The organism is Novosphingobium sp. CECT 9465 (genome assembly GCF_920987055.1).
Lineage (GTDB): Bacteria > Pseudomonadota > Alphaproteobacteria > Sphingomonadales > Sphingomonadaceae > Novosphingobium.
In genome coordinates this window covers 2,123,953-2,150,353 of sequence record NZ_CAKLBX010000001.1, presented here as the reverse complement: position 1 = coordinate 2,150,353, position 26,401 = coordinate 2,123,953, and the positions used below count along the sequence as shown (strand labels likewise).

General features: G+C 62.3%; 18 protein-coding genes. 14 read left to right on the top strand and 4 right to left on the bottom strand.

Annotated features, from left to right (window positions below; genetic code table 11):
• Window positions 1-5 precede the first annotated feature (5 nt).
• On the bottom strand, window positions 6-998 hold the full coding sequence (locus tag LUA85_RS10415) for a GNAT family N-acetyltransferase (RefSeq protein ID WP_231469428.1): 993 nt from the start codon (window positions 996-998) through the stop codon (window positions 6-8).
• A 32-nt stretch (window positions 999-1,030) separates the two neighbouring features.
• On the opposite strand from LUA85_RS10415, the gene LUA85_RS10410 reads away from it, so the two are divergent.
• The 13 genes from LUA85_RS10410 to LUA85_RS10350 all read left to right on the top strand — a co-directional run bounded on the left by LUA85_RS10410 (window position 1,031) and on the right by LUA85_RS10350 (window position 19,146).
• Complete coding sequence (locus tag LUA85_RS10410; protein WP_231469425.1) at window positions 1,031-2,569, top strand: acyl-CoA ligase (AMP-forming), exosortase A system-associated; 1,539 nt, start codon at window positions 1,031-1,033, stop codon at window positions 2,567-2,569.
• The gene (locus LUA85_RS10405) at window positions 2,566-3,792 is read left to right on the top strand and encodes a pyridoxal-dependent decarboxylase, exosortase A system-associated (RefSeq protein WP_231469422.1); all 1,227 of its coding nucleotides are present in this window, start codon (window positions 2,566-2,568) and stop codon (window positions 3,790-3,792) included. Before LUA85_RS10410 ends, LUA85_RS10405 begins: the two co-directional genes overlap by 4 nt.
• Before the next feature lie 213 nt (window positions 3,793-4,005).
• Entirely contained in the window at window positions 4,006-4,653 is a 648-nt protein-coding gene (locus LUA85_RS10400; RefSeq protein ID WP_231469419.1) for an XrtA/PEP-CTERM system exopolysaccharide export protein, read from the top strand.
• Between the two features lie 25 nt (window positions 4,654-4,678).
• Window positions 4,679-6,196 carry an XrtA system polysaccharide chain length determinant gene (locus tag LUA85_RS10395; RefSeq protein WP_231469417.1) on the top strand — a complete coding sequence of 506 codons (1,518 nt, stop codon included), beginning with the start codon at window positions 4,679-4,681 and terminating at the stop codon, window positions 6,194-6,196.
• A gap of 13 nt (window positions 6,197-6,209) precedes the next feature.
• Window positions 6,210-7,196: an AAA family ATPase gene (locus LUA85_RS10390; protein WP_231469415.1), complete on the top strand. Its 987-nt coding sequence runs from the start codon at window positions 6,210-6,212 to the stop codon at window positions 7,194-7,196.
• Window positions 7,193-8,905, top strand: a complete 1,713-nt coding sequence (locus LUA85_RS10385; RefSeq protein WP_231469413.1) for a preprotein translocase subunit YajC — start codon at window positions 7,193-7,195, stop codon at window positions 8,903-8,905. The genes LUA85_RS10390 and LUA85_RS10385 overlap by 4 nt, the downstream gene beginning before the upstream one ends.
• 18 nt (window positions 8,906-8,923) lie before the next feature.
• Complete coding sequence (locus tag LUA85_RS10380; protein ID WP_231469411.1) at window positions 8,924-10,144, top strand: XrtA/PEP-CTERM system-associated ATPase; 1,221 nt, start codon at window positions 8,924-8,926, stop codon at window positions 10,142-10,144.
• Between the two features lie 26 nt (window positions 10,145-10,170).
• On the top strand, window positions 10,171-11,046 hold the full coding sequence (locus tag LUA85_RS10375) for an XrtA system polysaccharide deacetylase (protein WP_231469409.1): 876 nt from the start codon (window positions 10,171-10,173) through the stop codon (window positions 11,044-11,046).
• Window positions 11,043-12,098: a FemAB family XrtA/PEP-CTERM system-associated protein gene (locus LUA85_RS10370; protein WP_231469407.1), complete on the top strand. Its 1,056-nt coding sequence runs from the start codon at window positions 11,043-11,045 to the stop codon at window positions 12,096-12,098. The genes LUA85_RS10375 and LUA85_RS10370 overlap by 4 nt, the downstream gene beginning before the upstream one ends.
• Window positions 12,095-13,324, top strand: coding sequence for a TIGR03087 family PEP-CTERM/XrtA system glycosyltransferase (locus LUA85_RS10365; RefSeq protein WP_231469405.1), 1,230 nt, complete (start codon window positions 12,095-12,097; stop codon window positions 13,322-13,324). The genes LUA85_RS10370 and LUA85_RS10365 overlap by 4 nt, the downstream gene beginning before the upstream one ends.
• Window positions 13,325-13,391: 67 nt before the next feature.
• Complete coding sequence (gene xrtA, locus LUA85_RS10360) at window positions 13,392-14,879, top strand: exosortase A (RefSeq protein WP_371823722.1); 1,488 nt, start codon at window positions 13,392-13,394, stop codon at window positions 14,877-14,879.
• A gap of 9 nt (window positions 14,880-14,888) precedes the next feature.
• On the top strand, window positions 14,889-16,778 hold the full coding sequence (locus tag LUA85_RS10355; RefSeq protein ID WP_231469401.1) for an XrtA/PEP-CTERM system amidotransferase: 1,890 nt from the start codon (window positions 14,889-14,891) through the stop codon (window positions 16,776-16,778).
• 82 nt (window positions 16,779-16,860) lie between these two features.
• A complete protein-coding gene (locus tag LUA85_RS10350; protein WP_231469398.1) occupies window positions 16,861-19,146 on the top strand; it encodes an EAL domain-containing protein in 2,286 nt (761 codons plus the stop codon).
• Window positions 19,147-19,455: 309 nt separating this feature from the next.
• Here the strand turns inward: LUA85_RS10350 and zapE are convergent, their stop codons facing one another.
• Both zapE and LUA85_RS10340 read right to left on the bottom strand, forming a co-directional pair.
• A complete protein-coding gene (zapE, locus tag LUA85_RS10345; protein WP_231469395.1) occupies window positions 19,456-20,592 on the bottom strand; it encodes a cell division protein ZapE in 1,137 nt (378 codons plus the stop codon).
• 22 nt (window positions 20,593-20,614) lie between these two features.
• Window positions 20,615-21,397: a succinate dehydrogenase iron-sulfur subunit gene (locus tag LUA85_RS10340; protein WP_231469392.1), complete on the bottom strand. Its 783-nt coding sequence runs from the start codon at window positions 21,395-21,397 to the stop codon at window positions 20,615-20,617.
• A 582-nt stretch (window positions 21,398-21,979) separates the two neighbouring features.
• On the opposite strand from LUA85_RS10340, the gene LUA85_RS10335 reads away from it, so the two are divergent.
• Window positions 21,980-22,993 carry an acyltransferase family protein gene (locus LUA85_RS10335; RefSeq protein WP_371823721.1) on the top strand — a complete coding sequence of 338 codons (1,014 nt, stop codon included), beginning with the start codon at window positions 21,980-21,982 and terminating at the stop codon, window positions 22,991-22,993.
• Between the two features lie 447 nt (window positions 22,994-23,440).
• Here LUA85_RS10335 and LUA85_RS10330 read toward each other — a convergent pair whose 3' ends face one another.
• Window positions 23,441-26,251: an Rne/Rng family ribonuclease gene (locus LUA85_RS10330; RefSeq protein WP_231469387.1), complete on the bottom strand. Its 2,811-nt coding sequence runs from the start codon at window positions 26,249-26,251 to the stop codon at window positions 23,441-23,443.
• Window positions 26,252-26,401: the final 150 nt, after the last annotated feature.

The following is a 26,401-nucleotide window of genomic DNA, read 5'->3' as shown; positions in this document are numbered from 1 at the left end:
CGCCCTTAACCATCGCGGTTCGCAGAAACAAGGGGGTGGAACATCTGGCGGCCCATGGCGCGCGCCAGCGACGGCCAGTGCCGTACCGCGCCACGCCGCCACGCGCGCAGCCGCCAGCGCGTCCGCACCGTTTCCATCCAGTCACGCTTGTAGGGATCGTCGCCCGTTCCGAAGTCCACCAGATCAACGCCGTCCACATCGATGACATGCGCAAACATCGCGGCAGTCAGCAGCGTTCCGGGCGATTGCTTGCGGAACCGCTCGTCGTGCGCCAGCTTGTGAATGAACGCGGTGCCGCCTTCCACGGTCCAGAATTGCGCCGCCACCGGTTGCGCATCGATTTCGGCAATCCCCAGCCGCAACCGCCCGGCAGCGCCGTCCATCTGCGCCCATTTGCGCAGGAAATCCGGGCTGCCTTCGCCGGGCTTCCAGCTCAATCTGTAGATCGCCTCGTAAGCATCCCAATCGGCTTGGGAAAATGCGGTGGCGATGCGCAGTGAAACTTCGCCCTTCCTGCCCTTGCGCCGCACCGTTTCGCGCAAGGCACCGGGACGCCCTGCCCAATATTCGGCGTAGCTGCGACCCTTGACCTCAAGCACATGATTCGTATCGCAAGGGTCGGTCAGCACAACCCATCCCGCTTTGCGCATCGCATCACCCAGCGCCCCGGCATCTGCTTCAGGCATCGGTGCAAACGTCGCGCGCCCCTGCGGCAAAGCTCGCGTGATCTCTGAAAGGAGACTGCTATCGCCTGAAGCACGAACAAAAAAGTTGTACCAGTTGGCCAGCGGCTCGATCTGCCCGCGTTCTTCAAGCCAGGGCAGAACAGCGACCCTATCACGATCAACGCCCACGCTCACCCGCGCATTCCGGGGGTCAAGGCATTCTGCTGCCAGCAGCGCCAGCCAGTCCAGGCGCTCGAACGGAGAACCGCTTGCCACCGCCGCAATGCGCGGGTCCGCTTGCGCTTCCTTAAGACTGGCGTGATAGACGTCCAATTCCAGATAGTCCTTTACCCTGAGATGCCCGCGTGCCCGCCGATCCCGATCCCACCGTATTTCCGCTCGATCATCTTGCCCTTCGCGGAGAACGGCAGGCCCTCGCGCTGGTGCTCAAGCATGCCACGCTTAGCCACGAAGCGTTAAACGCGCGTGTAGGACTGCTGGCGGGCTGGCTGAAATCGCAAGTGCCGGGATCGGGCGCGCGGATCGCCACATGGCTGCCCAAGACCGAGCTTTCCTGCCTGATGCCACTGGCGGCGGTGCGGGCAGGGCTGGTCCATGTCCCGGTCAATCCGCTGCTGAAACGCGCGCAAGTGGCGCATATCCTTGCCGATAGCGGCGCATCGCTGCTCATCGCCAACAAGGGCCGCCTCGATACGCTGGAACCGGCGGACATCGCATGCCCCGCGTTCGACGAACCCGCCGCATGGGGCGAGGCCGAAGCGCTGGGCAAAGACCTGCCGCCCTCCAATGCAGCGCCCGACAGCCTTGCCGCGATTCTCTACACCAGCGGTTCCACCGGGCGACCCAAAGGCGTGATGCTTAGCCAGGCCAACCTCTGGCTCGGCGCGGTCAGCGTGGCCCATTACCTCAAGCTCACCCCCGAAGACCGCGTTCTCGCAGTCCTTCCACTGGCATTCGATTATGGCCAGAACCAGTTGCTTTCCACATGGTATGCAGGCGGCGCGGTCGTCCCGCTGGATTATCTCACGCCCCGCGATGTGATGAAGGCCGTCGATCGCCACGCTGTTACCACTATCGCCGCGGTCCCGCCGCTGTGGCTGCAACTGGCCGAACTCGATTGGCCGCTGGAAATTGCCACCCATCTCAAGCGCCTGACCAATAGCGGCGGCGCACTTACATCCTCGCTGGTCCGCGCGCTGCGCACCAAATTCCCTCAAGCCGATCTCTACGCGATGTACGGCCTTACCGAAGCCTTTCGTTCGACCTTCCTCGATCCCGCGCTGGTGGACGCGCATCCGACATCCATTGGCACGGCTATCCCTTTCGCCGAGATCCTCGTGGTCAACGATGCAGGCCAGGAAGCCGCGCCCGATGAGGAAGGCGAACTCGTTCACACCGGCCCGCTGGTCGCGCAGGGCTATTGGCAGGACGAATCCCGGACGGCGGAACGCTTCAAGCCCGCGCCCGCTTTCGCGAAACTTGGCGGGATGGCGGTATGGTCGGGCGACCGGGTGCGCCGCGATGCGCAAGGGCTGCTCCATTTCGTGGGACGCCGCGATGCGATGATAAAGACCAGCGGCAACCGCGTCAGCCCGCAGGAAGTCGAGGAAGCCGCGATTGCCACGGGTCTTGTCGCCGAAGCCGTGGCGCTGGGCCTGCCCGACCCGCAACTGGGCGCGGCCATCCACCTTGTTGCGCGGGCAACACCCGGCGCACTGCCCGATGACCTGATCCCCGCGCTCACCCGCGCGCTCCCCAATTTCATGGTCCCGCGCCATGTCCATTGGCGAGACGTGATGCCTGTCGGCCCCAACGGCAAACTCGACCGGGTGGCGCTGGCCGCAGAACTTTCGGCACAACTTTCGCAGGAGCCGACGCCATGAAGCCACTTGGGCCGATCCCTTCAGGCTATGCCGCCATTGACGGCGAACTAGCGGTTTCCGGGCATAAAGCCTCTACGCTGGTCGCGCAGGCAGGCGGCACCCCGCTGTTCGTCTATTCGCGCGATCTGCTGACGCAACGCGTCGTCGCCTTGCGCACCGCGATGCCAAAGCGGCTGGCGATCCATTACGCGGTCAAGGCCAACCCGTTCGGTCCGCTGCTTGAACATATGGCAGGCCTTGTCGATGGCTTCGATATCGCATCGGGCGGTGAACTTGCCATTCTGCGATCCGTCGGGATTGATCCCGCCCGCGTCAGCTTTGCCGGGCCGGGCAAGCGTGACGTCGAACTGGAAGCCGCAATCGTTGCTGGCGTCACGCTCAACCTCGAATCGGAAGGCGAAGCTGCCCGCGCGCTTGCCATCGCCAGCCGTCTTGGCGTCAGGCCGAAGCTGGCCATCCGCGTGAATCCCGATTTCGATCTCAAGGGATCGGGCATGAAGATGGGGGGCGGTGCCAAGCCTTTCGGTATCGACGAAGCCCGTGTCCCGGCGCTGGCTCGCCACCTGATTGCCGAAGGTGCGGACTGGCGCGGCTTTCACATCTTTGCCGGAAGTCAGGCATTATCGGCGGACGCCATCGTCGAAACGCAGGCGCAAACCCTCGCGCTCGCCGCCCGTCTTGCCGAAGCATCCGGCGCAGCCCTGCCCAAGTGCAATCTGGGCGGCGGCATCGGCATCCCCTATTTCCCCGGTGATGAGCCGGTTGATATCGCCAAGGTCGGTGCAGCACTGGCAGACCGCTTTGCCGATCTGCCCGACGTGCTGAAAGACACCCGGTTCGTGATCGAACTTGGCCGCTATCTTGTTGGCGAAGCAGGAATTTATCTGGCGCAGATCGTGGACCGCAAGGAAAGCCACGGCGAGACCTACCTTGTCACCGATGGCGGTTTGCATCATCAATTGGCCGCCAGCGGCAATTTCGGCACGGTCGTCCGTCGCAATTATCCCAGCGCCATCGCCACCCGCTTCGGTGCAGCGGTGGAAGAGGAGGCCAGCATCGTCGGTTGCCTGTGCACCCCGCTGGATCGCTTGGCCGACAAGGGCGGCTTCCCGCGTGCCGCGGTGGGTGATCTCGTCGCCATTTTCTGTGCCGGAGCCTATGGTGCCAGCGCCAGTCCCGCCATGTTCCTGGGGCAGGGGCCTGCGCGGGAAATCCTTGTCTGACAAAGTGATGGCACTGATGCGTTAACCAACGCCATGACGCCAGTCCCGTTACGGGACAGGGCGGAATACCCGCTTGGCGGCCACCTGTTCTGCAATCAAGGCTAACGCAATCTTCACCCTTTTTGGCGATAGCCGGTGATGAATTGCGGTCCTTGTGTCCATCCGCCCCGCTTGCGGCGATGCGCCACAACCCGCAGAAGACAAGGACAGGCCATGCCGTTGAATTCGCGCGTTACCCGTATGCTCGCCAGCACGGCCATTTTGAGCCTTGCCTTGTCGGGATGCGGTGGCGTGGGCGCAGGGCAGCAATTGCCACCCGCCTCGTTCGTTGCCTTGCAGGAAGGTCCGGGCGAGGAATACGTGATCGGGCCGCTCGATGAACTGACCATCTTCGTGTGGCGCAATCCCGAACTCGGCGCTTCGGTACAGGTCCGCCCCGACGGGCGCATCACCACGCCGCTGATTACAGACATGCCCGCCGTGGGCAAGACGCCCTCGATGCTGTCCGAAGACATCAAGCTCCAGTTGTCGCAGTACATTCAGGAGCCGATCGTCTCGGTCATCGTCAACAAGTTTGCCGGCACGTTCAGCCAGCAGGTCCGCATCGTCGGCGCGACCGAAAAGCCCGCCTCGATCCCGTTTCGCGCCAACATGACCCTGCTCGATGCGATGATCGCGGTCGGCGGTCTGTCGGAATATGCGGCGGGCAACAAGGCGCGGCTGGTGCGGTTCGACAAGCAGACCGGCAACCAGAAGGAATACGACGTGCGCATCGGCGATCTGCTGCGCAAGGGCGATACCAAGGCCAATGTCCTGCTCATGCCCGGCGATGTGATCATCATCCCCGAAAGCACGTTCTGAGCGGCGGGCGGGGGACAGCGCGGCCATGACCAACATCTATGAAGAAGTGCGGATCGCGCTCCACGGCATCTGGCACCGCCGCTGGGTGGCGCTGGCCATCGCCTGGGGCGTGTGCATGCTCGGCTGGCTGGTGGTGGCGATGGTGCCCAACAGCTATGAATCCAAGGCGCGCATCTTTGTCCAGATCGACGATGTGCTGGCCGATCAGATCGGCATCGGTGGCGATCGCAAACGCGATATCGAACGTGTGCGCCAGACGCTGACCAGCTCGGTGAACCTCGAAAAGGTCATCCGCGCCACCCGTCTGGGTGATGAAGTGACCAACGACAAGCAGATGCAGGCCGCCGTTGCGGGCCTCGGCAAGAACGTCACCGTCGTCAGCCAGCAGGACAACCTGTTCGAGATCACCGGCGTGGCCGGCGGTGGCGGGCGTAATGATGGCGAGAATGCCAAACTGGCGCAGGATGTCGTCCAGAAGATGATCGACATCTTCCGCGAGGAAAACCTTGCGGGCGGTCGCGGCGAGATGACCGACACCCTGGCGTTCCTCGACCAGCAGCTTTCCGAACGCAAGAAAGCGCTCGAAGCTGCCGAACTGAAACGTACCGAATTCGAAGCCAGGAACGCGGACATGATCCCCGGCAGCGGATCGATCACCACCAAGATCGAGGCCGCGCGCGGCGAAATGCGCGATATCGATTCGAACCTGCTTGCCGCGCAAAGCGCGCTGGCATCGATCAATGGCCAGCTTTCGGGCACACCGCAGACCATCGCCATCCCCGGTGTGCAAGGTGGAGCCAAGGGTGCCCTGGCCCAGGCCTTGTCCGATCTCGGTTCGATGCGCGCGCGTGGCCTGACCGACAGTCACCCTGATGTTATCGCGGCAAGGGCGCAAGTCGCCAATCTGCAGCGTTCGGCCAATGCCGAAGGTCCGGGCGGCGGAACGCCCAACCCGGCCTACAGTTCGCTGATCTCGATCAAGGCGGATCGCGAAGCCAGCCTTGTCGCGCTGCAATCGCGCAAGGCTTCGCTTCAGGCAGAGATCGCCCGTCTTTCCGCGCAGCAGTATGGCGAACCGGCCATCGCCGCCGAAGCCTCGCGCATTGGCCGCGATTACGATGTGCTCAAGGAACAGTACGACAAGCTGCTGCGCGACCGCGAATCCCTGCGCCTGCGCGGGCAGGTGGAAACCGAACGCGATGCGGTGAAGTTCGAAGTGATCGATCCGCCAACCATGCCCACCGGCCCGGCTGCACCGGATCGCCCGATCCTGCTCATGCTCGTCCTGATCGTCGGGATCGGCGCAGGCTGTGGCGGTGCCTTCGCGCTCGGCCAGTTGAAGTCGGCCTATTCCACTACCGGCCAGCTTGAACGCGCCACCGGCCTGCCCGTGATCGGCTCGATCTCCGAAGCGATCACCCGCACCACCCGCGCCAGTCGCGCGCGCAACCTCAAATTGTTCGCAGGCGGCTTTGCCGGCCTGTTCGTGGTCCTGTTCGTCCTGCTCGGCATCGAAATGCTGAAGCGCGGCATGGTGGAATGAGAGAGAACGGACGATGACCGACCAGACCAGAATCCCGCTGCCGCCTTCCGGTCCCTCACTGATCGAACGGGCATCGGGCACGTTCGATTTCCGCACGATGACGCGCCCGCCCATCGCGGATCTGCCGCCCGAAACGGTCAAGCCGCCGGTCGTGAAGGCCGCTCCGCCTGCTGCGCCGGACGCCATTCAGCCTGTCGCGGTTCAGCCTGTCTCAGCGCGGTCCGTCACCGCGCCTGCGCCGCAACCCGCTCCACAACCGTTCACCGGCACCTGTCACGCGATCGACCGCGCGCATTTGCGCGAACAGTGTCTGATCGAACCCGAAAGCGCGGTCACCGGCCTGCTTGAAGAATTTCGCATCGTAAAGCGCCAGTTGCTGCGCACGGCGGCGGAATCGCGCGAAGGCAAGGGCGCGGCTCACGGCGAACGCATCCTTGTCTGCTCGGCCCATCCGGGTGAAGGCAAGACCTTCTGCGCGGTCAACCTTGCGCTCTCCATCGCTGCCGAAAAGGACAACGAAGTCCTGCTCGTCGATGCCGATTTCGCCAAGCCCTCGGTCCTGTCCACGCTGGGCCTGCCCGGTGGTCCCGGCCTGATGGACGCGCTGGCCGATCCGTCGCTGGCGGTGGAAGACTGCATCATCGGCACCGACATCGCAGGCCTTTATGTCCTGCCCGCCGGCAACGCGACCGGATCGGACACCGAATACCTCGCCTCGTCGCGCACCGGCGAAGTGCTGGCCCGGCTCACGGCCCACGCCCCCAATCGCATCGTCATCTTCGATTCGCCGCCCGCGCTCGCCGCATCGCCTGCCTCGGTCCTTGCCCACCATGTCGGCCAGACCGTGATGATCGTGCGCGCAGACGTGACCGGCGAGGCTGCCCTGCGCGATGCGGTGCACCTGCTGGCCGCCTGTGACGACATCAAGCTCCTGCTCAACGGCACCCGTTTTTCCACCACGGGCCGCCGCTTCGGCACTTATTACGGATACAAGGAATGACCCGTCCGGTACTCCTCGCCGCAAGCGTGGCGCTCGCCGCCTTGTGGGCGCCGTCGCTCCATGCGCAATCGATGTCCTACGAATCGGTCGATGGCGAAGGCGCATCGCCTGAAAAGTCCGGCTCTGAAAAGTCTGGCAGCCGTGGCGGCGTTTCGCTGCGCGGTGCAGGCGGGGGCGCGCGCACCACGATCCGCCCCTACATCGAAGCCACGCAGAACATTCTTTATGAGATCACCCCCGGCGACGATGTGCTGACGTACAGCACGATTGCTGCAGGCGTGGACGTGGCGCTCAACGGTCGCCGCACACAAGGCGCGGTTTCGGTCCGCTATGAACGCCGCATCGCCCAAAGCGACCGCGTGGCCGATGGCGATACCGTGTCCGGCCTTGCCCGCGTCAAGCACGACCTGATCCCGCGCACGCTTTCGGTCGAGGCAGGCGGTCTTGCCGCGCGCACCCGCGTTGAACGCAATGGCGCATCCTCGCTGAACCCGCTCGCCAATGGCGATGCGGTCAGCCAGGTCTATTCGCTTTATGCAGGCCCTGCACTGTCCACCCACGTCGGCGATGTGGCGCTCGCCGGTTCCTACATGCTCGGCTACACCAAGGTACAGCAGAAGGACGCGATCCAGATCGCGCCAAGCCAGACCTTTACCGACATTTTCGATGATTCCATTGCCCAGTCCGCGCAGGTTTCTGCCGGTATTGCCCCCGGCACGGTCCTTCCGGTGGGCATTACTGCCACCGGCGCGTTCTATCAGGAAGATATCTCCAACCTCGATCAGCGTGTACGCGACATGCGCGCGGGCGTACAGGTTACCTATCCTGTCACCATGGACCTCGCGCTCGTCGGTGCGGTCGGATACGAGGATGTGTCCGTATCTGCCCGCGATGCGGTGCGCGATGCCAATGGCGATCCGGTGATCGGCGCGGATGGACGCTACGTCACCGACAAGTCGCAGGCCCGCAAGCTTGCGTATGAAACCGATGGGCTGACATGGGACGCAGGCGTGATGTGGCGCCCCAGCCGCCGCACCGCGCTCTCGGCCTTCGTCGGTCGCCGCTATGATAGCACGACCTACTACGGCAGCTTCTCGTACAACCCGAACGAGCGCAGTTCGCTGAGCGTTTCGGTCTATGACAACGTCTCCGGTTTTGGCGGGCAGGTCAGCCGCGCGCTGCGCGATCTGCCCACCGATTTCCAGGTCAACCGCGATCCGTTCAACGGCCAGATCAGCGGTTGCGCGATCGGTTCGGAAAGCGGCGGCTGCGTCAACAACGCGCTGTCGTCGGTTTCCTCGTCGGTGTTCCGCGCGCGCGGCGTCAACGCCACATATGCGCGCCGCATCGGACGCATGCAGGCAGGCATCGGCGCGGGCTACATCCGCCGCAAGTTCATCGCGCGGCAGGATTCGGTGCTCGGCGCGGCCAATGGCGTGGTCGATGAAAGCTTCTACGTCGATGCCGGGCTGAACGGCCCGATCGACCGGCGCTCCAGCTTCGGTGTTTCGGCCTACGCCGCCTGGTTCCAGAGCGGCGCGTCCAGTCTTGGCGATGTGAACACGGTGGGCGCCAATGCTGCCTACTTCCGCAACCTCACCGACCGGCTCGTAGCAACCGCAGCGGTCGGTTTGGATGCTGTTAACCGTAAAGTGATTGAAGATGAAGTAATTGCATCGGGCCTTGTCGGCCTGCGCTATTCCTTCTGATGCCCGGAGACGGTCTCGATGTACGATGAATTCTATGGCCTCACCGGCCGCCCGTTCCAGCTGACCCCCGACCCGCGCTTCTATTTTGAAAGCGGAACACATCGCAAGGCGTTGTCCTATCTGGGCTATGGTCTGGCGCAGGGCGAAGGTTTCATCGTCATCACCGGCGAAGTCGGCGCGGGCAAGTCCACGCTGGCGGCGCACCTGATGGCTTCGGTCGATCGCCAGCGGCTGACGGCGGCCCAGATCGTCACATCCGCGCTTGATGGCGAAGAGCTGATCCACGTTTCGGCGCGCGCCTTCGGGCTGGAAGTGGCCGGGCATGACAAGGCCACTGCGCTCGCCCAGATCGAAGCCTTCCTTCACCACGAAGCGCGCGAAGGCCGCCGCTGCCTGCTGGTGGTGGACGAATCGCAGAACCTGTCGGTTTCCGCGCTCGAAGAGCTGCGCATGCTGTCGAACTTCCAGCTTGGTGCGCATCCGCTGTTGCAGATCCTGCTGCTCGGCCAGCCCGAATTCCGCACGCTGCTGCAAACCTCGCCCGAACTCGAACAGCTGCGCCAGCGGGTGATCGCCTCGCATCACCTCGATGCGATGGAGCCTTCGGAAATCGGCGCCTACATCGAACACCGTCTCGCCTGCGTAGGGTGGACGGGCAATCCGGCGTTCGACCAGCGCGTCTATGCCGATCTGGCGAAGGCCACCGGCGGTGTGCCGCGCCGGGTCAACCAGATCGTCAATCGCCTCTTGCTGATGGGCGCGGTCGAACAGCGCCAGCACATCGATGCCGCCATGCTTCAGGCGGTGCTGACCGACCTTGCCGGTGATGGCGGCCTCAACGCCCCGGCTGCGGTCACGCCGGTTCCCGCCAGTGAAGCCCCGGTGGTGGAACTGCCGTCGGCTCAGGCAGTCGTGGCCCAACCTGTCGCCGCGCCGACTCTTGACGATGCCGCCTGGCGCGCCGCGCTGGCCCAGCGCGATGAACAGATCGCCGAACTTCAGCAGGCGATCATCGAACTGGCCGACATGCGTCCCGCTGCGGCAGAACCTGTTGCGGACCCCGAAATCCTCGCGCAGCTTGAAGAGGCCAACCGCCGCATCGCCGCGCTGGCAGAAGCCGAACGCCGCATCGCATCGCTTGAAACCCGCACGGTCGAACAGGAGCAGGCAATCCGCCACACCTTGACCATGCTGATCGAATGGATCGAAGCCGAAGATTATCAGCGCGCCGCTGCCTGAAGCGCGGCCAAAGGGGATTGATCACGATGACCGCGCCGTCCGTACTCAACGGGCTTTCCGTCGATGTGGAGGACTGGTTCCAGGTCGGCGCGTTCGAAACCGTGATCGACCGCAAGGACTGGGACAGCCTCGATTGCCGGGTAGAGCGCAATTGCGCGCATATCCTCGATCTGTTCGATGCGGCCAAGGTCAAGGGCACGTTCTTCACGCTCGGCTGGGTGGCGCAGCGTTATCCGGCAATGATGCGTCGTATTGCCGATGCAGGCCACGAAATAGCCAGCCACGGCTGGGATCACGCTCGCGTCTTCACGCTGGGCCGTGAAGCCTTTGCGGAAGACATTGCCCTTGCGCGCAAGGTGCTTGAAGATACCACCGGCCAGCAGGTCACCGGCTACCGCGCGCCCAGTTTCTCGATAGATGCGCGGACACCATGGGCGCATGAAGTGCTGGCGGAACAGGGCTATGCCTATTCATCGTCAGTCGCGCCCGTGGTCCACGATCACTATGGCTGGCGGGAAGCACCACGCTTTGCCTTCCGCCCGGTTGCAGGCGCCGATTTCATCGAAATTCCGGTGACGACAGCCGAAGTCGCCGGGCGACGCATGGCGGCAGGCGGCGGCGGGTTCTTCCGCCTGCTTCCCTATTCGGTCTCGCGCTGGGCGATCCGCCAGGTCAACTTGCGCGACCAGCGCCCCGCCGTGTTCTACTTTCACCCGTGGGAAATCGACCCGGACCAGCCACGTTTCGCAACCGCTCCGCTCAAGTCGCGTCTGCGCCACTACACCAATCTTGATGTCATGGCGGCAAAGCTGTCGCGCCTCGTCCACGAGTTTCGCTGGGGTCGGATGGATGATGTCGCCGCCATCGAGGCGACGCGTACGCCTGCAAGGATCGCGGCATGAACGCCCCGTTCGTACCTTCGCGCATTGCTGTGCGCCTTGCCGATCCCGGTGATCGCCCGGCAATCGCGCGTTTTCTGGCCGATCATCCCGATACCACGGCGTTTCACCGCTTCGAATGGCTTGACGCGGTTGAACGCTCCACCGGCCACGCCACGCACATTCTTCTTTCCGAACAGGATGGCGCGATCCGCAGCGTCCTGCCCCTGCACGAAGCGCACAGCCCGCTATTTGGTCGCGCGCTTGTCTCGACCGGCTTTGCCGTGGGTGGGGGCGTGGTGGGTGAACCCGATCCCGCCCTGTTCGCAGCGGCGCAGGAACTGGCCGTGCGCCTTAATTGCCCCAGCCTTGAACTGCGCGGCGGTCCGCTGCCGTCGGGCACAGGCTGGCATATCAAGCAGGAGAGCCACGCAGGCTTCGTCAATCCGCTCAGCCCCGATGACGATGCCCAACTTCTCGCCATTCCGCGCAAACAGCGCGCCGAAGTGCGTCGCGGCCTCGGCCACGATATGAAAGTGCGTGTTGGCAGCGATGCCGATACGCGCGCGATGCACTATGCGGTCTATGCAGAATCCGTGCGCAATCTGGGTACGCCGGTGTTCCCCAAGGCGCTGTTCGATGCGGTGATGGATGGCTTCGGCGACGATGCCGATATCCTCACTGTCCTGCACGAAGGCACCCCGCTCGCCTCGGTGCTCAGCGTCTATCATCGCGGCGCGGTCATGCCCTATTGGGGCGGCGGCGTGTTCGCGGCCCGCACCATGCGCGCCAACGATGTGATGTATTATGCGCTGATGAATCACGCGCGCGCGCGCGGTTGCGACCGCTTTGATTTCGGACGTTCGAAAACCGGGACCGGTGCCTATCACTTCAAGCGCAACTGGGGCTTTGTGCCCCAGCCGCTGTCCTACGCCAACTGGACGGCGGATGGCGCCCCCCCGCGTGACGTCAACCCGCTCAGCCCGCGCTACAAGGCGAAGATTGCCGCCTGGCAGAAACTGCCGCTTTCGGTCGCCAACCGCATCGGCCCCCTGATCGCGCAGGGTCTTGCGTGAGCGAGGTCCTGTTCCTTGCTCATCGCATTCCCTTTCCCCCGGATCGTGGCGACAAGATCCGCTCGTGCCACATCCTGCGCCACATCGCCGCCTTGGCCCCGGTCCATGTTGCCTGCTTTGCCGATGATGAAGCCGATCTGGCTTACGAGCCGGACCTTGCAGCCGCCTCGCACAGCCATTGCCTTGTCCGCCGCGCGCGACAGTTGCCGGTCGCAGGCATTGATGCGCTACTAACGGGAAGGCCCGTCAGCCTTACCGCCTTTGCCGACAAGGCGCTGCACCAATTCGTCAGCCGCACCCTTGCCGAACGCCCGATATCGGCCATTTACGTCTTTTCCGGCCAGATGGCGCAATACGTGCCCGCGTCTTTCGCAGGGCGCGTGGTGATGGATTTCGTCGATGTCGATTCGGCCAAGTTCGAAGCCTACGCCGCGCAGGCGCGCTTCCCCGCCAACTTTCTTTACAAGCGTGAAGCCCGCCTGCTCAGTTGCTACGAAAGCCTCACCGCGCGCCGCGCCAGCACCAGCCTGCTGGTGACGCCCGAAGAAACCGAACTGCTCCGCTCAAGGCTCTCGCCGGGTTTGGAGCCGACGCTCCAATCGCTGTGCAACGGCATCGACACCGAATTTTTCGATCCCGCCGACATGCCATGCGCGCCTGAAATGGCAGGTGAGGGGCCGCAGATTACCTTCACCGGCCAGATGGACTATCCGCCCAACGTCGCCGCTGTTGAAATGTTCGCGCAACGGGTCATGCCCGCCATTCGCAGCGTATTTGCCAGCGCCCGCTTCAATATCGTCGGTCGCGCGCCCACACCATCGGTTCGTGCGCTCAATGATCAGAATGGCACCCGTGTCACCGGGGCTGTTCTCGATGTGCGCCCGTGGATCGCCGGGGCAGATCTCGTCGCTGCCCCGCTTACCATTGCGCGCGGTGTCCAGAACAAGGTGCTCGAAGCCATGGCGATGGCCCGCCCGGTCCTCGCCACGCCCGCAGCCGCCACCGGCATCCCTGCGCGCGATGGCTTCGAAATTGTCGTCGCCAACGGTGCTGAGGCACTTGCCCGCCAGACGCTGGCCCTGCTGCACGATCCGGTCCGGGCCGCCGCTATCGGCCATTCGGCCCGCGCTTTCGTGATCCGCGAATGTGGTTGGGACCACGTCCTGGCGCCGCTTGGCGGATTGCTGGGCCTTGACGACAAAGGGCAGGCCAGTGCCGCTGCCTGAGGCCACCCTCAACGCCCCGCTTGCCCGCGCGTGGGCCACATTGCCCCCGGCGTGGCAACGCCCGGTCATGCTGCTCGCGCTCGCATGGATCGGCAACATCGGGCTGTTCCTTGCAGATTGGCGGGCGATGGCGCTGCAATGGTGGGATAGTTCGACTTACAACCACATCCTACTGATTCCGTTCATCCTCGGCTGGCTGATCGCGCAAAGAGGTCGCGAAGTCCTGCGCACTGCCCCGCAAGGGTGGTGGCCCGGCCTCGTACTGTTTGGCGGCGCAGGCTTCTTCTGGCTCCTCGGCCACTTTGCCGGCCTCTCGCTTGCCACCCAGCTTGGCGTGGTGCTGATGATGCAGGCCAGCATCCTGACCCTGCTGGGGCCAAAGGCGTCGGCCGCGTTGCTGTTTCCGCTTGCCTACATGCTGTTCCTTGTGCCCGCAGGTGACGAACTGATCCCCACGCTCCAGACCATCACCGCGGCGATTACCATGATCCTGCTAGATTGGTCGGGCGTCCCCGCCCACATCGAAGGCGTGTTCATCACCACCCCCGCAGGCTATTTCGAAGTGGCCGAGGCGTGTTCGGGCGTAAAATTCCTGATCGCGATGATCGCCTACGGTGCGCTTGTCGCCAATGTCTGCTTCCGCGCCTGGCCACGCCGGATCGCGTTCATGGCGCTCAGCATCGCCATGCCGATCATCGCCAATGGCATCCGCGCATGGGGCACGATCTTTATCGCCGAACATCGCGGAATCGAATTTGCGGCAGGCTTCGATCACATTTTCTACGGCTGGATATTCTTCGCCGTGGTCATGGCGCTGGTCATGGCCATCGCCTGGCGCTTCTTCGATCGCGCCATCGAAGATCGCATGATCGATGCCGATGCGATCAATGCCAACGCGCTGTTCACCCGCGTCGCACGGTTCGGCATTGGACAGGGCGGGGCGCTTGCCGTCATGGTCGTCCTCGCGCTGACGTTTACCGGATGGGGCGCATGGGCAAACAGGCTCGAAGCAAGCGTACCCTCGCAGATCGTCCTTGTCCCCGTCACCGGATGGCAACAGGTGGACTATACGCCTTTGACCGCCTGGCAGCCCCTGCACAGCGGCGCTGATCATGTGCTGCTGGGGCGCTATCAGGACGCATCGGGACACGTCGTGGACGTCTCGTTCGCGCTTTATGCAATGCAGGGAGAAGGCCGCGAAGCAGGTGGTTTCGGGCAGGGCGCCTTGCCACTGGACAGTGGGTGGGCGTGGGAAAAATCACCGCCGCCGCTGGCTGGGGGCCATGCTGACCGCTTGCAGACCGCGGGGCCGGTGCATCGCTTGGCTGAAACATTCTATCGTTCAGACTCCCTCCTGACAGGCAGCAATACACGTTTGAAACTGAAGAATATTGTTGATCGGCTGCTTTTGCGGAAGCATACCACTGCCACGCTGATCCTGTCCGCCGAAGACGGTGTACCGGGCCGCGCTTCGGCCGAAGAATCCCTCCGCGCGTTCCTTGCCGCCACCGGCCCGGTCGATGCGTGGATGGACCGTATGGCATCAGGACGCTAGGGCAGGTCCATGTGCGGAATAGCCGGAATTTTCCATACCGAGGGTCTCAAGCCGGTCGATCCCGATCGCATCCGCATGATGTGCGATGCCATCGCCCATCGCGGACCCGATGGTGAGGGCGTCTGGACAGCGCCCGGCGTGGGTTTGGGGCACCGCCGCCTGTCGATCATCGACCTTGCCGGATCGCCGCAGCCGATGGCATCGGTTGAGCAGGATGCGGTTATCGTCTTCAATGGGGAAATCTACAATTTCAAGGCATTGCGTACCGAACTTCAGGCACTGGGCGCGAAGTTTCGTACCGATGGCGATACCGAAGTCATCCTTCAGGCCTGGCGTCACTGGGGCGCGGATTGCCTGACGCGCCTGCACGGCATGTTCGCCTTCGCCCTCTACGATCTGCGAGAGCGCACTTTGCTGCTGGCGCGCGACCGCCTGGGCGTGAAGCCGCTGTTCACCGCCCGACTGACCGATGGTTCGATCATATTTGGTTCCGAACTCAAGGCTTTGCTGGCGCATCCTGCCTTTCGGCGTGAAATCGATCCACTGGCCGTCGAAGACTACCTTGCATGGGGCTATGTCCCCGATCACCGCTCGATCCTCAAAGGGGTCGAGAAGCTTGCCGCAGGGCACTACCAGTTGCTCCGCCATGATGCGCCTGCGCCCGTCCCGGTACAGTGGTGGGACGTGTCCTTTGCCGACCGGGCAAAGGGCAATGCCGATGATCTTGGCGCACATCTGCTGTACCATATGCGTGATGCAGTGACGTCGCGCATGCTGGCCGACGTGCCGCTGGGGGCGTTCCTTTCGGGCGGGGTGGACAGTTCCAGCGTTGTCGCACTGATGGCGGAGGCGAGCGCTTCGCCGGTGAAGACCTGCTCGATCGGCTTCGATGTCGCCGCATTCGATGAAACTGCCTATGCTGACAGGATTGCACAGCAGTTTCATACACAGCATTGGAAACGCAAGGTTTCTCCTGACGACTTTTCGCTGGTGGACAGGCTTGGAGGCATGTTCGACGAGCCGTTCGCCGACGCATCGGCGTTGCCTACATTCCGCGTTTGCGAACTTGCCCGCGAACACGTCACTGTCGCCTTGTCTGGCGATGGCGCGGACGAGGCTTTCGCCGGGTATCGCCGCCAGACGTTCCACCACCGCGAAGAGCAAGTGCGCGCGTTTCTGCCCGGCGCGTTGCGTATGCCGGTTTTCGGCGCGCTGGGAGCTGTGTGGCCCAAGGCCGATTGGGCACCGCGACCTTTGCGCGCCAAGACGACCTTCCTGAGCCTCGCCGCCAATGGAGAGGACGGCTATGCCCGCGCTCTGGCGGTCACCGCACCGGAATTGCGCGATACGCTCTACAGCCCGGATTTCCGCCGTCTGCGAGGCGAATATCGCGCAGAGCAGCCGTTTGTCGAATTGATGCGCAACGCTCCGGGACGAAGCGGTCTCGATCGCGCGCAATACGCCGATCTCAAGTTCTACCTGCCGGGCGATATCCTGACGAAGGTCGATCGCACCAGCATGGCGGTGAGCCTTGAAGCGCGTGAACCTTTGCTTGATCACCGCCTGATCGAATTCGGGGCCAGGCTGCCGGAAAAAATGCGGGTGCGCGGCACGACCGGAAAATGGCTCGTGAAGCAAACGATGCGTCGTTACCTGCCCGATGACGTGCTGTTCAGGCAAAAAATGGGATTCGTGACGCCGATTGCGCAATGGCTGCGGGGGCCACTTGCCCAAGCGGCACGCGGCCTGGCCTCTGGAGGCTCGCTGGCGCGAACAGGCTGGTTCGATTCTGCGCGGATAGAAGCCTTGGCCGAGGCGCATATTGCGGGCACGGCGGATCACAGTCGGCTCATCTGGCAGTTGTTGATGTTGCGGAAATCGCTCGATCACCTTGGTTGATCGACCGTTAATCACTTTGCCCCGGTAAGACGATCTTCACCATTGCGGACTAATCAGGCGTAGAAACAACCGCCGATGGTCCATGCTGAAGAAACTGCGCACACCGCTGTATCTCGCGCTGCTCATCCCAGCATTGCTTACGCTTGCGGGCGATTGGCTTGCACCCGTCGATCATACATTTCGCAATGCGCGATCCAAGATTGGCAAGCATGAAGCTTCGCAGTCTTTCATTATCGTAGCCATCGACGGCAGCGACAGCAAACGTGACGCGTCGGCGACTTCGACGCACAATCTGGCGGGAGTGCTCGAAGCCGTCCGCCGTCAAATGCCTTATCGTGTATTTATCGACGCTCCCGTCAATTTCGGCCAGGACAGCGCAGGCGACAGGCAACTCGTCCAGGCAGTGCGCGAACTCGCTCCCGATGCGGCATTTGTCGTTCGGAATGAGAAATTCGTCGCTTCCGCGGACAAGGTCGAGAGCAAGGACCTGCAGATCCCGGATGCCGCGATTTCCGGGGCTGCTCCTGTCGTGGTTTCATCGTGGAACAGCAACTTCTTCGATTACGCGATTTCCTCGCCTTATTCCGTGGATGTTGGTGGAAAGAGCTACCCGACGTTTGCCGCCGCGCTGGCCAATGTCGATTCGGGACTGCAAGCAACCTTTCGACCCGATTTTCTGCTCGACCCGGCCAGCATTCCCAGAATTCGCGCCAGCGCACTGACATCGGGGAATTTTACCCCCGGACTGCTGACTGGCCGAACGGTTATTGTGACGTTCGAAGGAACGGTTCCCCCCATCGGCTTTTATGGTAGCGGGCGGCGGCATCCGATCGATCTTGACGTGGCGGGCGCTTCGGCGCTGTCGAAGAACCTCTCGCTGTCACTGGGCGCGCTGCCGCTGCTCATCTTCGCGTGGTTGCTCTTAAAAAGCGGTAGGCGTGCTGTGCGCAAGCGCATGAAGGTCGTCTACCACGGGTCGGCTCTGCTTTCGGTTATCCTGATCCCGACATTCACCCAGCCTCTGGGCATATCGGTCGAAATCAGTGCCGGCCTGCTGGCCGTGATGATTTATGGCTTTGCCCGGATGTGGCAATATCGCATCCGCCGCGTTCAGCTGACCAGCGCTTCCGGGTTGCCGAATCTGCTTGCGCTCAGCGCTTCACCGTTGACGGTTGGACAGGATGTGATCGTTGCCGTCATCGCGCGCTACGAGGAGATTCTGGCGACGCTGCCCAAGGAATTGCACGGTGAGTGCGCGCGCCAGATCGCGCGCCGTCTCAGTGTCGGATCGGGGACCACGACCGTCTACAATGGTGAGGGCGGCCATTTCGCGTGGACCGAGGAAGCCCGTCCGCTCGACATGCAACTCGATCACCTTGAGGGACTGCGCGCACTTTTCTCCGCACCGCTTGAGATCGGCCCATTTACATTCGATACAAATATTCATTTCGGCCTTGATCGCAACGAAGGGCTGGATGCCCTGACCCGCGTCAATTCGGCTTTGGCCAGTGCCAACGATGCCCTGAGCAGCGGTCGTGCCATCGAGCTTTTCGAAGCCGACCGCCTTGCCGAAGCCAGCTGGGAACTTTCGTTGCACGCCCGGATCGACGAGGGGTTGCGCAACGGCGAGATCTGGCTGGCATATCAGAGCCAGTGGGACATGCGTACCGGCCTGCCTTGTGGCGCCGAAGCGCTGATCCGCTGGAATCATCCGACGCGCGGGCCAATCCCGCCCGATGCGTTCATCTTGCAGGCCGAACGGGCGGGGCGGATCGATGCCCTCACCTATTGGACGATGGAAGAGGCGATCACGGCAGCACTCGCGCTGAACGCGATGGGGCAGCGATTGCAGATGAGCGTCAATCTTTCGGCGCAAATGGTGGACAAGCCAGGGTTGGTTCCCAGCCTTGCAGAAATCGTTGCCCGGCGTGCCATCGACCCAGCGCAATTGACGATCGAGATCACCGAAACGTCCAGTGTAAGGAACCGCCCGGCCGCAGTGCACAACCTGACGCAATTGCGCGGGTTGGGTTTTCGGCTGTCCATCGATGATTTCGGGACGGGGGAGGCCAGCCTCGCCTACCTGGCGGATCTGCCGAGCGATGAATTGAAGCTCGATCGACGATTTATTTCGAGAATCCTCACGCATGAACGCGAACTGACGATCGTTCAGAGCACGATCGATCTTGCTCATGCACTCGGTCAGGCTGTCGTTGCCGAAGGCATCGAGAACGAAGCAACCTGGCGAAAGCTAGTGCAATTGGGCTGCGATATAGGGCAGGGCTATCATCTGGGACGGCCAATGGCCTTTAACGATTTTCGTCAAACCATTCTCAAAACGGGACAGGTTCATTCTGGAAAGATTTAAGGGTTGTTAACCATTTAACTCGGTGTTAACCAATCCACGTCAACCCGTGGATGGAGGCATTGATGTTTGCAGCTCTTAACCTGGCCTGGAGCGTTTGGGACTGGCTCTTCCGTTGATTTAAACGGACGGTTTTTCCTAGAAAACCAGTGCTATTGAACCGAAGCGCTGCCCGATCACCTGATCGGCGGCGCTTTCGTGTTTTTGCGCCGTAAGGGCGCGACTGCCGATTCGGATTTAACAGGATTTTGCCGGGTTACCGGGGCAAAAGGGTCGTTAACCCTAAAGTGGCCGTTAACCAACGGCGGTGATTCAGTCTTCGCCGTGGCCCAGTGCCAGATAATCCTGGCTTTGCATTTCCATCAGGCGGCTTACCGTTCGGTCAAACATGAAGCGGCCTTCATCGTCGCCCTTGCCGCTCCAGTCGTAAAGTTCCGCAGGTTCCGCATCGGCGGTGGCGATCAGCTTCACCTTGTGTTCGTAAAGCGCATCGATCAGGGTGATGAAGCGTGCCGTTTCATTGCGCATGTCCGCGCCGAGACGCGGAATCGCCACGACGATCACCGTGTGGAAATGGCGGGCAATGGCAAGATAGTCGGCCGCGCCGCGTGCTTCGCCGCACAGTCGCTTGAAACTGAAAACGCCAACGCCCTTGAGGCTTTTCGGGACATGCAGCATGCGGCCACCGCCCAGGTCCAGTGCAGTGCTTGGCACGTGTTCGCTGTCTTCGGGCGGGTAATCGGTGAGCCGGAAGAACGCTTCGCGCACCGCTTCGGTTGAGGCGGGACCGACGGGGGTGTGCCACGTGCCGACGCCCTGCATGCGCTGGAGACGGTAGTCCGTTGGCCCGTTGAGCGTCACCACGTCGAGCCTGCTTTCGACCAGTGCAATGAACGGGAGGAAATGCTCCCGGTTCAGGCCGTTCTTGTACAGATCAGACGGCGCGCGGTTCGATGTGGTAACGATGGTGACGCCGCCTTCCACCAGCAACGCGGTGAACAGGCGGCTCATGATCATAGCGTCGGCGCTGTTGTTGACGACCATTTCGTCAAAGCACAAAACCCTGGTTTCCGCAGCGATGGCGGAGGCGACGGGGAGTATCGGATCGCCGCTTTCCTTCTTGCGTTCCTCGCGCAGGCGGGCGTGAACGTCGAGCATGAATTCGTGGAAATGTGCCCGGCGCTTGGCCGCGATGGCCAGATTGTCGTGAAACAGATCCATCAGCATCGATTTGCCGCGTCCGACGCCGCCCCACATGTAGAGGCCGCGCGGCTGCGGGATTGACGCTTTGCGACCGAGCAGCTTGCCCAGAAAGCCTGCGGAGACCGGTGGTCTTTCCAGTTCCTGCTGCAAGGCGTCAAGCCTTGCAGCAGCGGTCGCCTGTTCCGCATCGGGCCTGAGTTCGCCGCCCGCGACCAGTTCGCGGTAGCGTTGCAGAACGCTGGTCATCGACGGGCGGGCTTGATGCAGATCAGACCAGCCGTTCGGCTTGCATCTTCTTGATCTCGGCGATGGCGCGCGCGGGCGAGAGACCCTTGGGGCAGACATTCGCGCAGTTCATGATGGTGTGGCAGCGATAGAGGCGGAAGGGATCTTCCAGCTCGTCAAGGCGCTCACCCGTCATTTCATCGCGGCTGTCGGCCAGCCAGCGGTAGGCCTGAAGCAGGATGGCAGGGCCAAGGAACTTGTCGGAATTCCACCAGTAGCTGGGGCACGAGGTGCTGCAGCAGGCGCAGAGAATGCATTCGTAAAGCCCATCGAGCTTTTCGCGCTGTTCGGGCGATTGCAGGCGCTCCTTACCCGAAGGCGTCGGCGAAACGGTTTGCAGCCAGGGGCGGATCGATGAATACTGCGCGTAGAAATGGGTGAAATCGGGGACGAGGTCCTTGATTACTTCCATATGCGGCAGCGGTGTGATGCGCACTTCGCCCGAAAGATCCTCGATCGCGGTGGTGCAGGCAAGGCCGTTGCGGCCGTTCATGTTCATCGCGCACGATCCGCAGATGCCTTCACGGCAGGAGCGGCGGAACGTGAGGGTGGGGTCCTGTTCGCCCTTCATCTTGATCAGCGCATCGAGCACCATCGGGCCGCACTGTTCGAGATCGATTTCGAACGTGTCGTACCGGGGATTTTCGCCGCTGTCGGGATCGTAACGATAGACCTTGAACTTGCGGACCTTGCCTTGCGTGGCCGCGGCGTGATGGCGAGCCTTGCCGGTGATCTTGGAGTTCTTCGGAAGCGAGAAGGTCGCCATCGTCATATCCTGTGTTGCGCGTGCTTTTGCGGCTGTTCTGAGTCGTCCTTAGCAATTGCAGCGCGCGGGGCAAGGGGGCGCAGGCTGTACATTGGTGGGGGGCATGGTGCTTTAATGGAGTTGCAGCGCGGCGTTGTTGATCGGCATTGACTGGATCCACCGGACGGACAGCCAACCGGAATAGGCTACGTGAGGATTTGCCACGCGAAAGGGTGTTGGAATCATTGGAAAGCGTTGTAGTGGATTATCACCAACTCTCGGAGTGCCGAGCTTGAAAGGCAAAATGGGTTTTGGCGGGGTGTGGATCGCTCGCAGCACAGCAGGACGATCAGATCGATAGGCCGGAGTGCAGCATGACGCAGTTCCTCACAGTTCTAATGTTTGCTGCCGTCGCGGCAGTCGTCGTCACGACGTATCTTGCAAGTCTATTCGCTAGGGCGCGCTTTCCTGTCCCGCCCGAAGATCGTCGGATCGGGTGTGTTGACGGTTTGCGCGGCTATCTTGCTTTGGCAGTGATGGTGCATCACTTTTTCATCTGGCTGCAAGTGACTAGGGGGGGGGGGGGCGTGGTCTGAACCTTCGATCCATTTTCTGAACCAGTTGGGAGCTGGCAGTGTTGGGTTATTCTTTATGATAACGGGGCTGGTGTTTTATCCGCGGGTTCTGGCCGGTCTGAGGGCGACCTCGTGGGTGACAGTGTACATCTCGCGAGTGTTTCGTATTATTCCACTGACAGCAGCCTCTTTCCTTCTGGTGACGGCAATAATTATCTTACGGACCGAACCGACTGTGTCGGGGTTATTCACTATTCTTAAGTACGGCAACGCGGCAGTTCATTGGATCAGCGGGTGGAGCGAATCTAATGTACTGGGCTATCCCGACAGCGGCAGAATAAATTCCTACGTGCTGTGGTCACTGCGCTATGAATGGGTTTTCTACCTCTTTCTTCTTCCTGTTTGCGCAGGACTCATGGATGTGGTGCGAGCGCGGCAACTTCCTACGTGGATTGTGCCCGTGTCCTTGCTGGTCATAAGTCTGGCTGTGAGCTGGTCAGAAATTTTCGGTCATTTTGTGATGGTCGAGCCAAAATACTTTCCCCTTTTTGCCGTCGGGATGCTGACGCACGAGCTTCAGTCGAGGCTCTCTTGGCGGGTTGCAATGACAACGCCGGCGATGATGGCGCTGGCACCTGCATCGCTATTGCTCGGCACTGTGATCACGCCGGTGCCCTACACAGCGTCATTGCCGTTTTTTGCCTTTTTCTTTGTGTCGGTGGCGTGTGGAAACAGTCTGGGCGGTTTGTTGCGCGGACGTGGTGCGCTCGTCTTGGGAGAATGCTCGTTCGGCATTTATCTGCTGCACGGTATCTTGCTGGACGTCTTGTTCACTGATGCGGAGACCTTAATTTCGCAGTTGGCGTTGACCACGATTGTTTGGGCAATTGTGCCAGCCATGGCTCTCGTCCTCCTGGTCACTGCTGCAACGCACTTTTTGATCGAACGCCCTGGAATGCGCGCGGGGCGGCAGATCAGCCGCTGGATAGCCGAACCGGGCCGGGCACTGCATAAACGCACCGTGAAAACGGTCAGCAGCTGATTGAGAGTGGTATTGTCTTGGCGATTTTGTAGTTTGTAAACAGCGGTTCAGGTGTTGGTCCCGATGTTCGATGGTGCATTCTCCATGGGGGAATGGAGGGATACATTATGGGCCAAGTTCTTCACGGGAGTGCCGCGAAACGGCGTGACGCAATCCGGTGCGATGGGCGCCGATTCTGGATTGCTCAGTCGGCTTTGCCTTCTCGCAAGGACGACGTGATGTTTGCAAAAGGTATAGTCCCCAAAGACAGGCGAATATTTTTTGCAATTACTGGGGTGGTAATCCCACCTCAGCCCTTCCTTCAGGGGAGGTGAGCGAGACTTGTCGAGCCGTAAGTTGAGCGGGGAGTGTGCTATCGCCGTTTTGCAAGCGGCGACATAATCGCGAAAGAAAAGGCCCCCGCCGGACATCCGGCGAGGGCCTTTCGGTTAGCGGTTCAGGCGGCGATCATTCGCCGAAAGTGCGCTGCCACCAGCCACGGCGTGGCGCAGCGGCAGGGGCGCTTTCTTCGACGACTTCGGCAACCGGGGCTTCGGCCGTAACCGTTTCGGCAGGCGCCGCATCGGACGCGACAGCCTCGACCTTCTTCTTGCGGGGCGCGCGCTTCGGTTTGGCCGGTGCTTCGTCTGCCGCCGTTTCGGCGACCGGTTCGGCTTCGGGTGCGGCCTCTGCCTTCTTCTTGCGAGGGGCGCGCTTGGGCTTTGCCGGTGCCGCTTCCGCCCCGGATTCGGCTTCTGCCACGGGTTCGGCTTCCGGGATGGTAGCAGGTGCTTCTTCCGCTACCGCTTCTGCATCTGGCGCTACTTCAGCGGCGACATCGGCCTTCTTGCGGCGGGTGCGCTTTGGCTTTGCCGGAGCTTCTTCCGCCACGGGTGCGGGAGCGGCTTCGGTTTCCGCGATTTCAGCTTCAACCACAGGCGCAGGTTCGGCCTGAGCTTCGGCGGTTTCGGCAGTCGTGCCGTCCTCGCCTTCGCCCTGTTCGAACTCGCCTTCGGTGCCCTGACCTTCAGCGCCATCACGTCCGCCACGACGGCGACGACCGCGACGGCGACGCTTGCGCTGGCCACGCTCGGCTTCGGTTTCGGCGTCCTGTTCCGCTTCGCCACTTTCGACGGTTTCAGCGGTGGATTCAGCTTCGCCCTCGTCATCGGCATCTTCGGCGTCCGTGCCTTCGGCCTGGGTGCCATCGTCATCGCGGCGATCGCGGCTGCGGCCACGGCGGCGCTTGCGGCGCTTGCGACGACCGTCACGATCCGCGGAGTCCTCGCTTTCAGGGCGGGGCGCGCGGGCAGGGCGTTCCTCGCGCTCTTCCGGTTCTTCCTCGACGTCTTCGTAATCGTCCTCGACGATATCGTCTTCCTCCGGCTCAAGGATCGGTTCGAACCGGGGCACGAATTCCGGGCGCGGCCCGCGCGAGGCGACGCGCATCTTGGCGCCTTCATTCTCTCCTTCGGGAATGACTTCGACGGTCACGCCATAACGCTCCTCGATCTCGGCAAGATCGGTGCGCTTGGCGTTGAGGACGTAGATCGCCGCTTCCTGCGAGGCATAAAGCGTGACGACATTGCCCTTGCCCTTGGCGGCTTCGTCCTCGATCATGCGCAGGGCGGAAAGACCGGCGGACGATGCGGTGCGGACGAGGCCTGAGCCATCGCAGTGCGGGCAGCCACGGGTGGTGGCTTCCAGAACGCCGGTGCGCAGGCGCTGGCGGCTCATTTCCATAAGACCGAAGCCGGAAATGCGCCCCACCTGGATGCGCGCGCGATCGTTGCGCAGCGCGTCCTTCATCGCCTTTTCGACCTTGCGGATGTTAGATCCGTATTCCATGTCGATGAAGTCGATCACGACAAGGCCGGCCATGTCGCGCAGGCGCAACTGGCGGGCAATCTCGCGCGCGGCTTCCATGTTGGTGGAAAGCGCGGTCGCCTCGATCCCGTGTTCCTTGGTGGAACGGCCTGAGTTGATGTCGATCGAAACGAGCGCCTCGGTCGGGTTGATCACGAGGTAACCGCCCGACTTCAACTGCACGACCGGATCGTACATTGCGGTCAACTGGTCTTCGGCGCCATAGCGCTGGAACAGCGGCACCGGATCGGCATACTGGCGCACCCGCTTGGCGTGGCTGGGCATCAGCAGCTTCATGAAGTCCTTGGCTGCGCGATAGCCGTATTCGCCCTCGACCACGACTTCTTCGATTTCGCGGTTGTAGATGTCGCGGATGGCGCGCTTGATCAGATCGGAGTCCGAATGGATCAGCGCCGGCGCGACCGAATGGATCGTGCGTTCGCGAATCTCGTCCCACAGGCGGGCAAGGTAATCGAAGTCGCGCTTGATTTCAGGCTTGGTGCGCTGGAGACCGGCAGTGCGCACGATGCACGACATCGAACGCGGCAATTCCATCTCGGTGATGATCGACTTGAGGCGCTTGCGATCCGAAGCCGAGCTGATCTTGCGGCTGATGCCGCCGCCATGGCTGGAATTCGGCATGAGCACGCAATAACGGCCTGCCAGGCTGAGATAAGTGGTGAGGGCCGCGCCCTTGTTCCCGCGCTCTTCCTTGACAACCTGGACGAGCAGCACCTGGCGGCGCTGGATCACGTCCTGGATCTTGTAACGGCGGCGAAGGGCCATGCGCTTGGCGCGCAGTTCGTCGGCTTCCTTGCCCTGCGAACGTCCGCCCTGACGGCGGCCACGGCCACGCTGGCGGCTACGGTTGCCGCTGTCGTTGCCGTCCTCGTCGCCTTCGCCTTCGCCGTCGTTGCTGCGGTCAGAAGTGTTTTCGTCGCCTTCTTCGGCTTCATGGTCGAAACCGTTTTCGACGACGCCACCTTCGATCGTGGCGACCTGATCCTTTTCCGAAGTGTCGACCTCGGTCACGCCTTCATCGGAATCGTAACCTTCGTTGTCACCGTAATCGTCCTCGTCGTCCTCGCCATCTTCGGCGGCGCGCAGGGCGGCCTCTTCCTCGGCGTGGGCGGCTTCTTCCGCCAGAAGAGCCTCGCGGTCCTCCTTGGGGATCTGATAATAATCGGGATGGATTTCGCTGAACGCCAGAAACCCGTGACGGTTGCCGCCGAAATCGACGAAAGCCGCCTGAAGCGAAGGTTCTACCCGTGTAACCTTGGCCAGATAGATATTGCCCTTGATCTGCTTGTGATCAGCAGATTCGAAGTCGAACTCCTCAATCCGGTTGCCCTTCAGCACCGCCACCCGGGTTTCTTCCTGGTGGCGCGCATCGATAAGCATGCGCGTTGTCATTACAAATTCTCCAGCCGCGCCGCCGCCGGGTTACCCCTGCGTGTCTGGCGCGGATCTTGTGGGATAAGCGCGCGCCTTGCGACAGGGACCGTGCGGAGACGGTGACTGTATCATGCTGGCGCGCGAATGCGGGTTTGCCGGATCGGAGCA

Coding starts and splice junctions, on each gene's coding strand:
- LUA85_RS10405 (WP_231469422.1), top strand. CDS start 2,566: ATGAAGCCACTTGGGCCGATCCCTTCAGGCTATGCCGCCATTGACGGC.
- xrtA (WP_371823722.1), top strand. CDS start 13,392: ATGCTGCTCGCGCTCGCATGGATCGGCAACATCGGGCTGTTCCTTGCA.
- LUA85_RS10370 (WP_231469407.1), top strand. CDS start 11,043: ATGAACGCCCCGTTCGTACCTTCGCGCATTGCTGTGCGCCTTGCCGAT.
- LUA85_RS10395 (WP_231469417.1), top strand. CDS start 4,679: ATGACCAACATCTATGAAGAAGTGCGGATCGCGCTCCACGGCATCTGG.
- LUA85_RS10330 (WP_231469387.1), bottom strand. CDS start 26,251: ATGACAACGCGCATGCTTATCGATGCGCGCCACCAGGAAGAAACCCGG.
- zapE (WP_231469395.1), bottom strand. CDS start 20,592: ATGACCAGCGTTCTGCAACGCTACCGCGAACTGGTCGCGGGCGGCGAA.
- LUA85_RS10385 (WP_231469413.1), top strand. CDS start 7,193: ATGACCCGTCCGGTACTCCTCGCCGCAAGCGTGGCGCTCGCCGCCTTG.
- LUA85_RS10350 (WP_231469398.1), top strand. CDS start 16,861: ATGCTGAAGAAACTGCGCACACCGCTGTATCTCGCGCTGCTCATCCCA.
- LUA85_RS10400 (WP_231469419.1), top strand. CDS start 4,006: ATGCCGTTGAATTCGCGCGTTACCCGTATGCTCGCCAGCACGGCCATT.
- LUA85_RS10355 (WP_231469401.1), top strand. CDS start 14,889: ATGTGCGGAATAGCCGGAATTTTCCATACCGAGGGTCTCAAGCCGGTC.
- LUA85_RS10375 (WP_231469409.1), top strand. CDS start 10,171: ATGACCGCGCCGTCCGTACTCAACGGGCTTTCCGTCGATGTGGAGGAC.
- LUA85_RS10380 (WP_231469411.1), top strand. CDS start 8,924: ATGTACGATGAATTCTATGGCCTCACCGGCCGCCCGTTCCAGCTGACC.
- LUA85_RS10340 (WP_231469392.1), bottom strand. CDS start 21,397: ATGGCGACCTTCTCGCTTCCGAAGAACTCCAAGATCACCGGCAAGGCT.
- LUA85_RS10390 (WP_231469415.1), top strand. CDS start 6,210: ATGACCGACCAGACCAGAATCCCGCTGCCGCCTTCCGGTCCCTCACTG.